This is a genomic window from Brachyspira suanatina (assembly GCF_001049755.1).
Classification (GTDB): Bacteria; Spirochaetota; Brachyspiria; order Brachyspirales; family Brachyspiraceae; genus Brachyspira; species Brachyspira suanatina.
Map to the genome: position 1 here is coordinate 847143 of NZ_CVLB01000001.1, position 12753 is coordinate 859895.

Here is a 12753-nt window from a genome sequence, read left to right on the forward strand (position 1 = left end):
TATCAATTTTTTAATATATTTTAGGAGTCTTGATATGCTTAAGACAGAGAAAAGAATCAGAAGAAGCAGGATTATATTAAAATTTGTCATTCCATACTTCATATTTTTTGTATTAATTTGTGTTCCTGTATATATAACTTATTATAATCAGTATAGAGAAAATTTTTTGTATAGTATATATGATATTATGGATAATGCTTCATTAGATATATCAGGTTGGATATTAGAATACAAAATTCAATTAAAGACTGTAAGTAGTTTTTTTGAAACAGATATGACAATAAATGATATGATGTCGGCTGTTTATAAAATGAAATCATTAGATAGTGAATTGGTGGATGTTTATTTTGGAGGAGATATTCCTTATGCTAATGGCAGATTTTTTGTAACTGCCATTCCTGATACTATACCAAGTGATTATGATCAAACTACTAGAGATTGGTATGTTAATTCTATAAATACAAATGATGTTTATGTTAGTGAACCATATACAGATGCTTCAACTTCTTCTTCTGTTATTACTTTAGCAATTGCTGTTAAAAATTCATCAGTTGTTAAAGGAGTTGCTGCATTGGATGTGTATTTCTCTAAAATAGAAGAAATAATGAATAAAATAAAAAATGATAAAGGTTATGAGTTTTTTGTAATATTATCTGACGGTAGATACCTTAATCATAGCAATAAAGATTATTTGCTTAATGATAGATATTCTGCTTTTAATATGCCGGAATTTTCAGATGTTAAAAATAACATGATAAATGGAAGTGCAGTATCTATATATAAAGATCAATGGTATGGTATTAAAGAAATAAAAGGTTTTCCTTGGTACATAGTAGCTAAAGGAAATGACAAAGAGTTAAAAAATAATATATATAAATTAACTTTTTACTTATTTTTAGTTATTATTTTATCTATAGGATTGGAAGTTGTTTTAGTAACTGTTATTACTATACCTATTACAGATACTTTAAATGAAGCTATTCATCATATAGATAATATGGCTTTAGGTAATTTTGATACTAAAGAGAATGATTCTAAAAAACATAATAATATAGCTCATGCTTTATCATCTTCTATATATGATATGCAGAAAAATATTAGTTCAGTGATTTATAATTTAAAATTGGATATAGATTCTATTAATAGTGAAATGGAGAAAATATCTTTAGGAAATAATGATTTATCTGATAAAACTATTGATCAGGCATCTTCAATTAATGAATTAGCAAGTGCTATACAATTTCTTTCATCTTCTATAGCTGATACTTATAATAATACAAATAATGCTAAAGAAGTAAGTAAAAAAGCATTGGAATGCAGTATTAGAGGAGTGGAAATCGTTTCTAAAACTTCATCAAATATGGAAGAAATATCGGATGCAAGCAAGCAAATTTCAGAAATCATTAAAATGATACAATCAATAGCATTTCAAACCAATATTTTAGCACTTAATGCAGCAGTTGAAGCAGCTAGAGCTGGAGAACAGGGTAAAGGTTTTGCTGTTGTAGCTAGTGAAGTAAGAAATCTTGCTCAAACTTCTTCTAAAGCAGCAGATGATATAACATCTATAGTTGAAAGTACAATTCAAAAAATAAATTTAGGATATGAAACTGTTGCTGAATCTTCATCATTATTAAATGAAATAAATAATTTAGTAACTGATGTTTCCAATGCGTTGGTAAATATATCAAATGCAGCAGAAGAAGAAAAGGATAACATAGAGCAGATTAATGTAAGTGTTTCTTCTATTAGTAATATAACACAAAGAAATAGCTCGCTTGCAAATGATAGTGCTTTATCAAGTAAAGAAATATTAAATAAAACAGGAAATATAGCAAATAATATATCATACTTTAGATTTAAAAATTAATTATTATATTTCTTATTTTATAAAAATAACTTTTATTTCATAGCTACTATGGTATTTTATATTTTATAATATATAATAGTAATATTGTATAATTTGACAATATTGATAATTTTTACTATATTATAGAATATATCACATTGTAATCTATACTATAAATAATTATTAACTATGAAAAAATTAAATAGTTTAGCGTTTAAAATGCCTTTGTCCATTAGTTGTATAAGTAGCATAATAATAATTGTACTCTTAGTAATTTCGTTGTTTTTTTCAAGTAAAGGTATTACAGAATCAATAAATGTTGGATTTAGAAATACAGTAGAAGGATATGCTTACTTATTGGATGCTTTAACAGAAGCACAAATGTTGCTTGCAAACTCTTATGCAAGTGATGCTAATATTAGAAACTATATGATTTTTAGAGATGATGTTTATAGTGTATACAGTGGAAGAGATATGACTAATTTTATAGAAAAAAATAGCTATGTAGAAAGTCTTTATTTAACAGATATAAATGGAAATGTTTTACTTACTACATCAGAAGCTTTAAGAAATAGAAATATGGCTGATATAAGACCTGATTTATGGAGAAAACTTTCAACAGGAGAAAAAGTTGCATTTGGAAGTCCTAGAGAATCCCCAGTTTCAGGAGAAATAACATTGGGTGTTGGATCTATAGTTACAGATTTCACAAATAATACAATAGGTTATTTAGTTAGTACCATTAAAGGTTCAGTTATACATGATAATTATTTTTCAAAAGTTAGATTAGGAAGAACGGGAAGAATAGTTGCTGTTAATGAGAATTTTATAGTTACTATGGATATGGATCCTGCTAATATCAATAAACCAGCACCTGAAGCATATAAAAATATATTTAATAATGCTTCAGATGAAGGTCCTTATAGTTATAAAAATGGTAATATATTGAGAATAGGATACTATAAGAAAATGGATGTTCAGCCTTGGATAGTAACTTATGCTATGAATGAAGATGAAATATTTGAACAGATAAGAACTACTGTGTTTGTAAGTATTTTAGTTGCTGTTCTTTCTATAATTGCTTTAGTTATATTTATGTTTATGTATGCTAGAAGGATTACAAAACCTCTTCGTATAGTTGTTGAAGAAGCAAAAGAAATAGAAGAAGGCAGACTAATTATGCATGGAAGAAAAATTAATAGAAATGATGAAATTGGAGAATTATCTCGCTCTTTCCATAATATGAAATATAAGCTTATAGATATAATAGAAACTTCTTTGAATGAGTCTAGTAGAATGGCACAAGCTGCTAATAGTCTTGCAACTGGAAATAAAGATTTAGCAGAAAAAGCAGAAAGTACTGCAGGCAATCTTGAAGAAACAGGATCATTTATGGAAGAGATAGCTGCTGCAATCACCGTATCTATCAATAATTCCGTAAAAGGAAATGAAATGATGAATGATTGTAAAATAGCCATAGAAAATGCTGCATCAGTAGTTGAAGAAACTGTAAAAAGTATAAGCGAAGTTAATGCCGACAGTGAAAAAATAAAAAATATCATTAAAGTTATAGAAGGAATAGCATTCCAAACTAATATATTGGCACTTAATGCCGCAGTAGAGGCAGCTCGTGCAGGAGATCAAGGTAAAGGTTTTGCTGTAGTTGCTAGTGAAGTAAGAAGCTTAGCACAAAGCAGCCAAGATTCAGCTAAGGATATAACAGAGTTAATTAATCAGGTATATGAAAAAATTAACAGAGCAAATCAGATAGTAGGAAGTCAGGAACAATTATTTGTAGGAATAAAAGAACAAATAGAAGAAACAGCTGACACTATAAAGAGTATCACTGAAGCAGCAGTTGAACAAAAAGAAGGAGTAGCTCAAGTTAATAGGGCTGTTGAAGAAATGGATACTTTAACTCAGGAAAATGCAGCTTTGGTTGAAGAGTCTACAGCATCTTCTATGTCATTATATGATGATGCCAGACATTTGAAAGAAGTTATTAATTTCTTTAGTATAGAAAAATAAAAATTGTTAGTGTATAGTAAATTTACTGAATATATACAAAGTTATTTACTATACATTTTAAGTAAACAATTTTTATAATAATTTAATTCTAAATATAAATTTGATTATTAAAATCTCTGGCACATTTTTATATTAGTTGCTAGAGATTTTTTATCTATAAGATCTAATAAAATTATACCACAATTTATTTAGTAGATTATTATGATTTTTAAATTAATAATAAAAGAATTTTTTTAATGCTTTAACGCTAAATATAAAAATTATTATTATATTACAAATTATTTCATATAAAGTAATAATTTTGATTAGAAGTAATAAAAAATCAGTACAAAGTTTTTTATAGTATTTTGAATATGTGCTTTAATTTAATGCTTTAAAAATGTATAACAGCATAAATAATAAAAAATCAAAAATATTTTATTGTATTGACAACTATTTTTTTTTAATATACTACATATATAGGAGTTTGTTGATTTTTATCAATCTATGTCTTATATAAAATTTTATAATAATGTTAGGAGTAAATTATGAGTAGGTTTTATAGTCTATCTTTTAAACTGCCAATTACTATTAGTTTAATGTCTATAATAATGTTAGGTTTTTTATTAAGTGCTTCTGTCTTTTTTTCAAATAAGGGAATAACACAAAGTACTGATACAGGTTTTAAGAATACTGTAGAAGGATATGCCAATCTATTTGATTCTATATTAGATGCTCAAGTAATGGTAAATAAAGCTTATACGAGCAGTGCTAATATTAAGAATTTTCTTACAGATATGAGTAATTCCTATAGAAATAATGTTAATCTTGATATAACTTCATATATAGAAAACAATAATTTCATTGAAAATATTTCAATAATGAATACTAATGGTGTAATAGTTTTTGATAAAAATGAAAAATTGATAGGAAGAAATTTTATGGATTTGAGACCGGATATGATGCGAAAATTGTTAGCCGGAGAAGACTTAGCTTTTGGAAATGAAATTAAAGAATCAGCAGCTACAGGTGAACTTACAATATCTTTAGGTGTAAGAGTACTTGATTATAATAATCAATTGATAGGATATTTAGTTTCTATTATAAAAATAATGGTTATATATGATAATTATTTTAGTAATATACAATTAGGAAGAACTGGAAGAATAGTAGCCGTTAATGATCAGCTTAAAGTTGTAATGGATACAGATCCAAAAGAAATAAATAAACAAGCACCAAATGAATATGATAATATAATAAAGAGCGGATCAGTATCTGGAAATATTAGTTATGTTGCTAATAATCATATTAGAGCAGGTTTTTATAAAAAGATGACAGTTCAGCCTTGGATAGTAGCTTATGCCATGGATGAAGAAGAAATTTATGAGATTAATAAATCTATAGTTATAACAAGTGTTATTATAGGTATAATATCTATGCTTCTTATGACATTTGTAGTGTTCTTATTTACTAGAAGTATAATAAAACCTTTAAACATTGTAGTTTCAGAGGCTAAAGAAATAGCATCTGGAAGACTTATTATGCATAATAGAAAATTAAATAGAAAAGATGAACTTGGAGAATTATCTCATTCTTTCCATGATATGAAATATAAACTTATAGAAGTGATAGAAACAACTTTACATAATGCAGATAAGATGTCGCTTGCAGCAAATAATTTAGCAGCGGGTAATAAAGATTTATCAAGAAGATCAGAGAATACAGCAGCTAATCTTGAAGAAACAGCGTCATCTATGGAAGAAATATCTTCAGCAATATCTATGGCTACAAATAATTCTGTTAAAGGCAATGAAATGATGAATCATTGTAGAGAGTCTATAGATAATGCTACATCAGTTGTATCAGAAACAGTTAGAAGTATGAATGAAGTTAATGCTGATAGTGAAAAGATCAAAGATATCATTAAAGTTATAGAAGGTATAGCATTCCAAACTAATATATTAGCTTTGAATGCGGCAGTAGAAGCAGCAAGAGCAGGCGATCAAGGTAAAGGTTTCGCGGTAGTAGCTTCAGAGGTAAGAAGTTTGGCACAGAGCAGTCAGGATTCAGCTAAAGATATAACAGAATTAGTAAATCAAGTATATGAAAAAATCAATAAAGCTAATAAGATAGTAGAAAGTCAGGAAGAGCTATTTATGAATATAAAAACTGAAATAGATGAAACAGCTAATATTATTAAAGATATTAGTTCAGCAGCATTAGAACAGCAGTCAGGAGTAGCTCAGGTAAATAAAGCTGTAATGGAAATGGATTCTATAACACAAGAAAATGCTGCATTAGTGGAACAGTCTACAGCTTCATCACTAGCTTTATATGATGATGCTAAAGAACTACAATCTGTAATGAGTTTCTTTAAAATAGAAAAATAATTAAAAAAATATTATTATATAGAGTAACTTTATATTGAGTTTTCTCTATATAATAATATTAATATTTCTTTTTTATGTATGCATCAAGTGTTATTTAATTGACAAGGCTAATAGTTTTTACTATACTATTTATTATCAGAAATTCTATCATTATTTTCGTATTTATCTAAAATAAATATCTAAAATATCCAAGGAGTTTGCATAATGAGTAGATTTAGTAGTTTATCTTTTAAAATGCCTATTACTATTAGTTTAATGTCTATATTAATGTTAACTTTTTTATTAAGTGCTTCTGTATTTTTTTCAAATAAAGGAATAACAGAAAGTACAGATACTGGGTTTAAAAATACTGTAGAAGGGTATGCTAATCTATTTAATTCTATATTAAATGCTCAGGTTATGGTTTCAGTAGCTTATTCCAGCAGTGCTAATATTAGAAACTATCTTCTAATCAGAGATGAAAATTATAGAAGATTAGGTTTGATTGATTTAAATTTATTCATAAAAAGAAATGAATACTTAGAAAATATTTACGTTGTAGGTGTAGATGGTAGTATATTATTGGATAAAAAAAATGAATTGACTGGTCAGAGTATGGCAGAATTTAGACCTGGTATGTGGAATAAATTAAAGGCTGGTGAGGAATATTCTATTGGAAATAATATGAGAAAATCAGCAGATACAGGTGAGTATACTGTATCTATAGGTACTCAAATATTGGACTTTGAAAATAATATTATAGGTTATTTGGTATTGATAGTTAGATCGTCTATTATACATAAAAATTATTTTAGTAATATAAAGTTGGGAAGAAGTGGAAGAATAGTAGCAGTTAATGATCAGCTTAAAGTTGTAATGGATACTGATATAAATGAGGTGGCTAAAGATGCACCTAATGAATATGATAGCATATTTAAGTCTGGAAGTTTAGAAGGAAATGTGGAATATAGTTTCAACAATCATAAAAGATTGGGGTATTATAAAAAAATGAAAATTCATCCTTGGATAGTAGCTTATGCTATGGATGAAGAAGAAATTTATGAGATAAACAAATCTATACTTGTAACTAGTATTATTATAGGTATAATATCTATGCTTCTTATGACATTTGTAGTGTTCTTATTTACTAGAAGTATAATAAAACCTTTAAACATAATTGTTGAAGAGGCTAAAGAAATAGAAGATGGAAAACTTGTAATTAATAGAAAACCTTTAAATAGAAAAGATGAGTTAGGAATATTATCAAGATCTTTTACTTCTATGCGTACAAGACTTATAGAAGTAATAGAAACAACTTTACATAATGCAGATAAGATGTCGCTTGCAGCAAATAATTTAGCAGCGGGCAATAAAGATTTATCAAGAAGATCAGAGAATACAGCAGCTAATCTTGAAGAAACAGCGTCATCTATGGAAGAAATATCTTCAGCAATATCTATGGCTACAAATAATTCTGTTAAAGGTAATGAAATGATGAATCATTGTAGAGAGTCTATAGATAATGCTACATCTGTAGTATCAGAGACAGTTAGAAGTATGAACGAAGTTAATGCTGATAGTGAGAAGATTAAAGATATAATTAAAGTTATAGAAGGTATAGCATTTCAAACTAATATATTAGCACTTAATGCAGCAGTAGAAGCAGCAAGGGCAGGTGATCAAGGTAAAGGTTTTGCAGTAGTAGCAAGCGAGGTAAGAAGTTTGGCACAGAGTAGTCAGGATTCAGCTAAAGATATAACAGAATTAGTAAATCAAGTATATGAAAAGATTAATAAAGCTAATAAGATAGTAGAAAGTCAGGAAGAGCTATTTATGAATATAAAAACTGAAATAGATGAAACAGCTAATATTATTAAAGATATTAGTTCAGCAGCATTAGAACAGCAGTCAGGAGTAGCTCAAGTAAATAAAGCAGTAACAGAAATGGATTCTATAACACAAGAAAATGCTGCATTAGTGGAACAGTCTACAGCTTCATCACTAGCTTTATATGATGATGCTAAAGAACTTCAGTCTGTTATGAGTTTCTTTAGAATAGAAAGATAAATATTATTATTTTACTTTAAGTTAAAAAATTATTTAAAAATTGAAGTGATATTATAAAATTAAAGTGTGGGTAGACGTAATTAAATTTTTAAATTTTAATTACAACTCCCACCCTTTAAGATTTTTTTATTTAATTATAAAATTATAATTTATATTTATATTTTTACTAAATAAGTAAGTAAAGTGCCCGCCCAAGTGTTATTTAAATTTTTAGTTTTTATTAACGCACATTTAATTAAATTTTATATATAGTTAAATTTAAAATGCATCATTAAGGTATAATTATAGCTTTGCGTGCGTAATATTTTTATCTAAATACCAGTAAAAATTTGATAAACTTAGAAAATATCTATTTACAAATTAAAAATAATTATTATAATATTATTAACCTAAGTGAGTAACTATTAAGGTTTATCATAAAGGTATTTAAAATTTATATTAATCTGATTTATTAGCCTATGGAAAATAATAGAATTGCTGTTATAGGAATAATAGTAGAAAAAACAGAAAATGTTTCAAAAGTTAATGAAATTCTGCATGATTACAGTGATTTTATTATAGGAAGGATGGGAATTCCTTATAGAGAAGAGAATATAAATATAATCAGCATAGTCTTAAATGCTCCTAATGATAAAATTAATAGTTTAACAGGCAAACTTGGTATGCTTGAAGGTGTTTCTGCAAAAGCACTTTATGCAAGTAAAAAGTAAAATTAGGTTAAATATTATCAGTTTAATTATTAGGAGTTTATATCATGTCTTCTGCTACTTTGTTTAAGTACGATTCAAAATCAAGAAATGCAAATGAATTTATTAATGATGAAGAAATTTTAAAAACCATATCTCAAGTAGAAAGCGGTAATTACAATATAAGAAATATATTAGATAAGGCTAAAGAGATGAAAGGCCTTGAACCTAATGAGGCATTGGCTTTACTTCTTTGCGATGATAAAGATGCAGAAAATGAAATGTATGAAATAGCTAAGAAAATAAAATTAGAAATATATGGAAAGAGAATAGTTTTATTTGCTCCTCTTTATTTATCAAACTACTGTATTAATGGCTGTGTTTATTGTCCTTATCATGCTAAAAATAAACATATAGCTAGAAAGCAATTAACTCAAGATGAGATTAGAGCTGAAGTTATAGCATTACAAGATATGGGACATAAAAGACTTGCATTAGAAACAGGAGAAGATCCTGATTATGCTAGTATGGAATATTTACTTGAATCAATAAAAACAATATACAGTATTAAGCATAAAAACGGAGCTATTAGAAGAGTTAATGTTAATATTGCCGCAACTACAGTAGAAAATTATAAAAAGTTAAAAGATGCCGGCATTGGTACTTATGTATTATTCCAAGAAACATACCATAAACCAACTTATGAGAAAGTTCATCCAAGTGGCCCAAAAAGCAATTATGAATATCATACAGAGGCAATGGACAGAGCTATGGAAGGCGGAATTGATGATGTTGGTATAGGGGTATTATTCGGACTTTACAATTATAAATATGATTTTACTGCTATGCTTTACCATGCTAAGCATTTGGAAGATACTTTTGGATGCGGCCCTCATACTATAAGCGTACCAAGAATAAGACCTGCCGATGATGTTGATGTAAAAAGTTTTCCTAATGCTATTACTGATAGCTTATTCAAAAAGATAGTTGCTGTTTTAAGAATAGCTGTTCCTTATACTGGAATAATAGTTTCTACTAGAGAGAGTCAGAAATCAAGAGAAGAAGTTTTGGAAGTTGGAGTTTCTCAGATAAGCGGAGGATCAAGAACAAGCGTTGGAGGATATGTTGAAGAGGAAGAAGAGAATTCCAAACAGTTTGAAATTTCAGATAACCGTTCTCTTGATGATATTATAAAATGGCTTGCTGATATAGATTATCTTCCTAGTTTCTGTACTGCTTGCTATAGAGAGGGAAGAACAGGAGATAGATTCATGGCATTTGCTAAAAGCGGACAAATAAAAAATTTCTGTCAGGCTAATGCTATAATAACTTTAAAAGAATATGAGAATGATTATGCTAAAGAAGAAACTAAAAAATCTATAGATAAAGTTATAATAAATGAAATAGAAAAAGTGCCTAATGAAAATGTAAAGGCAAAATTAGTAGATTCTTTAAAAGGCATAGATGAGGGAAGGAGAGATTTCAAATTTTAATTTTTAGGGTTACTCATTTTATAATTGATTCAGTTTTCTTAATTGCATCTATTGATATATGCATTAAGAAAGCTGAATTGATTTTATTTATGAATAGGATATGTGAAAAATATGAATGATACACCGAATGCAAATAGAACTCATATTGCAATATTTGGAAGAAGAAATGCAGGTAAATCTAGTATTATAAATGCAATAGCCAATCAGGATATAGCAATAGTTTCTGATACTGCAGGAACAACTACTGATCCTGTTAAAAAAGCTATAGAAATAAATGGCATAGGTGCATGTGTTATAGTTGATACTGCAGGTTTTGATGATGAGGGAGAGCTTGGAGCTTTAAGAATAGAAAGAACAAAAAAAATAATGGAGTCATCTGATATAGCTTTACTCGTTTTTGATTCTAGTTTTGTAGATAATGATTATTCGTTAGAGCTTAAATGGAAAAATAAACTTGAAAGTTTAGAGATACCAATTATAGCAGTTTTAAATAAAATAGATTTAAATGCTGATTATAAAAATATAGAACAAAATATAAAAGAAATTTTTAATTTAGAAACTGTTTCAATAAGCGCTATAAATGCTAACAATAAAATTAATATAGATAAATTAATTGATGCTATAAAATTAACGATTCCAAAAACAGAAGAAATAAGTATAACAGGACATATAATAAAAGAGGATGATATAGTAATGCTTGTTATGCCTCAGGATATTCAAGCACCTAAAGGCAGATTGATTCTTCCTCAAGTTCAAACTATAAGAGATATTTTAGACAATAAAGCTGTGATAATGGCTTCTACTTTTGATAAATTTGAAAATGCATTAAAAGCATTAAGCAAAGCACCTAAAGTAATAATAACAGATTCTCAAGTTTTTAAAGAAGTGGAAAAATTAAAACCTAAAGAAAGTTTATTAACTTCATTTTCTGTATTATTTGCCCGTTATAAAGGAGATGAGAAAATATATAAAAAAGGTGCTGATTTTATAGATAATTTAACAAAGGACAGTAAAATATTAATAGCAGAAAGCTGCACTCATATACCATTGGAAGGAGATATAGGCAGAGTAAAAATTCCAAATTTATTAAAAAAGAAATTTGGTTTTGAATTTGATATAGATTATGTTGCAGGTAATGATTTTCCAGATGATTTGTCAAAATATGATTTGGTTATACATTGCGGAGGATGCATGGGTACTAGAAAACATATTTTAAATAGAATAAGAATATGCGAAGAACAGAATATACCTATAACTAATTACGGTATGACTATAGCAAAGATTAATGGAGTTCAATATATATAAAAGTAATTTTTAGTATTACAAATAAAATAAATTATTAATAATATATTTTATATAATTATATTTTTATTATAACTTTACATTTATGATTATTTTAGTATAATAATATTATGAGCCATAGAGATATTAATGTATTAAATGATTATTTTATGAGATATTTATTCTCATCTAAAGATAGTAATTTAATATTGCTTGATTTTATTAATTCCACAATGCTTGATGCTGGTATGAAAACTTTTAGAAGAGTTGAGATTTTGACTCCATTTAATTATAAAGAAAATTATGAGGATAAAGAGACTATTGCTGATGTAAAATGTATTACACAGAATGGAACTGTTGTTATTATAGAAATACAATTACAAGGTAATTCAAGATTTCCAGAACGAATACTTTATTATTGGGCTTCGAATTATAGTAAACTCCTAAAGCATGGAGAAAAATATGATGCCCTTACTCCTGTAATTAGTATTAATTTACTTAATTTTAATTTAGATGATAATGATAATATTCATTCATGCTACATGATTTATGATACTCTTAATCAAAGGTTATTAACTGACCATTTACAAATCCATATAATAGAATTAAAAAAGTTTAAATATAATTTACTCAAGCATGATTTGAATTGCTGGCTAAAATTTTTTACTATGAAAGAGAAAGATAATAAGGAGGTTATTATGTCAGAATTAGTAAAAGAGAAACCTATAATGGAAGAAGTACAATCACGATATAATAATTTTATAAAAAACAGACTTATGATGAATGAATATGATAAAAGAGAAGCATATCTATATGGCAACCAAATAATACTTGAAGAAGAAAGAAGATTAGGTATTGAAGAAGGTTTTAAACAAGGTATAAAAGAAAATCAAATATTAACTGTAAAAAATATGAAAAATAGAAATATGGATATAGCATTAATAAGAGATATTACTGGACTTAGTATAGAAGAAATAGAAAAATTATAATGTAAAACATTT

At 27.0% G+C, this 12753-nt stretch carries 8 protein-coding genes; all 8 read left to right on the forward strand.

Annotation, left to right across the window (positions count from 1 at the left end; genetic code table 11):
* Positions 1-34 precede the first annotated feature (34 nt).
* On the forward strand, positions 35-1870 hold the full coding sequence (locus BRSU_RS03790; protein ID WP_048593865.1) for a methyl-accepting chemotaxis protein: 1836 nt from the start codon (positions 35-37) through the stop codon (positions 1868-1870).
* A 168-nt stretch (positions 1871-2038) separates the two neighbouring features.
* Complete coding sequence (locus tag BRSU_RS03795) at positions 2039-3877, forward strand: methyl-accepting chemotaxis protein (RefSeq protein ID WP_048593866.1); 1839 nt, start codon at positions 2039-2041, stop codon at positions 3875-3877.
* A gap of 527 nt (positions 3878-4404) precedes the next feature.
* Positions 4405-6246 carry a methyl-accepting chemotaxis protein gene (locus tag BRSU_RS03800; RefSeq protein ID WP_048593867.1) on the forward strand — a complete coding sequence of 614 codons (1842 nt, stop codon included), beginning with the start codon at positions 4405-4407 and terminating at the stop codon, positions 6244-6246.
* A 204-nt stretch (positions 6247-6450) separates the two neighbouring features.
* Positions 6451-8292 carry a methyl-accepting chemotaxis protein gene (locus tag BRSU_RS03805; RefSeq protein WP_048593868.1) on the forward strand — a complete coding sequence of 614 codons (1842 nt, stop codon included), beginning with the start codon at positions 6451-6453 and terminating at the stop codon, positions 8290-8292.
* 458 nt (positions 8293-8750) lie between these two features.
* Entirely contained in the window at positions 8751-9002 is a 252-nt protein-coding gene (locus BRSU_RS03810) for a TM1266 family iron-only hydrogenase system putative regulator (RefSeq protein WP_048593869.1), read from the forward strand.
* Positions 9003-9046: 44 nt separating this feature from the next.
* Complete coding sequence (hydG, locus tag BRSU_RS03815; RefSeq protein ID WP_048593870.1) at positions 9047-10471, forward strand: [FeFe] hydrogenase H-cluster radical SAM maturase HydG; 1425 nt, start codon at positions 9047-9049, stop codon at positions 10469-10471.
* A 111-nt stretch (positions 10472-10582) separates the two neighbouring features.
* Entirely contained in the window at positions 10583-11776 is a 1194-nt protein-coding gene (gene hydF, locus BRSU_RS03820) for a [FeFe] hydrogenase H-cluster maturation GTPase HydF (protein ID WP_048593871.1), read from the forward strand.
* A 107-nt stretch (positions 11777-11883) separates the two neighbouring features.
* On the forward strand, positions 11884-12741 hold the full coding sequence (locus tag BRSU_RS03825) for an Rpn family recombination-promoting nuclease/putative transposase (RefSeq protein ID WP_048593872.1): 858 nt from the start codon (positions 11884-11886) through the stop codon (positions 12739-12741).
* Positions 12742-12753 lie beyond the last annotated feature (12 nt).

Excerpts from the sequence above, each read along its gene's own strand:
- hydF (WP_048593871.1), top strand. The coding sequence starts at position 10,583 with ATGAATGATACACCGAATGCAAATAGAACTCATATTGCAATATTTGGA.
- BRSU_RS03800 (WP_048593867.1), top strand. The coding sequence starts at position 4,405 with ATGAGTAGGTTTTATAGTCTATCTTTTAAACTGCCAATTACTATTAGT.
- BRSU_RS03795 (WP_048593866.1), top strand. The coding sequence starts at position 2,039 with ATGAAAAAATTAAATAGTTTAGCGTTTAAAATGCCTTTGTCCATTAGT.
- BRSU_RS03810 (WP_048593869.1), top strand. The coding sequence starts at position 8,751 with ATGGAAAATAATAGAATTGCTGTTATAGGAATAATAGTAGAAAAAACA.
- hydG (WP_048593870.1), top strand. The coding sequence starts at position 9,047 with ATGTCTTCTGCTACTTTGTTTAAGTACGATTCAAAATCAAGAAATGCA.
- BRSU_RS03790 (WP_048593865.1), top strand. The coding sequence starts at position 35 with ATGCTTAAGACAGAGAAAAGAATCAGAAGAAGCAGGATTATATTAAAA.
- BRSU_RS03825 (WP_048593872.1), top strand. The coding sequence starts at position 11,884 with ATGAGCCATAGAGATATTAATGTATTAAATGATTATTTTATGAGATAT.
- BRSU_RS03805 (WP_048593868.1), top strand. The coding sequence starts at position 6,451 with ATGAGTAGATTTAGTAGTTTATCTTTTAAAATGCCTATTACTATTAGT.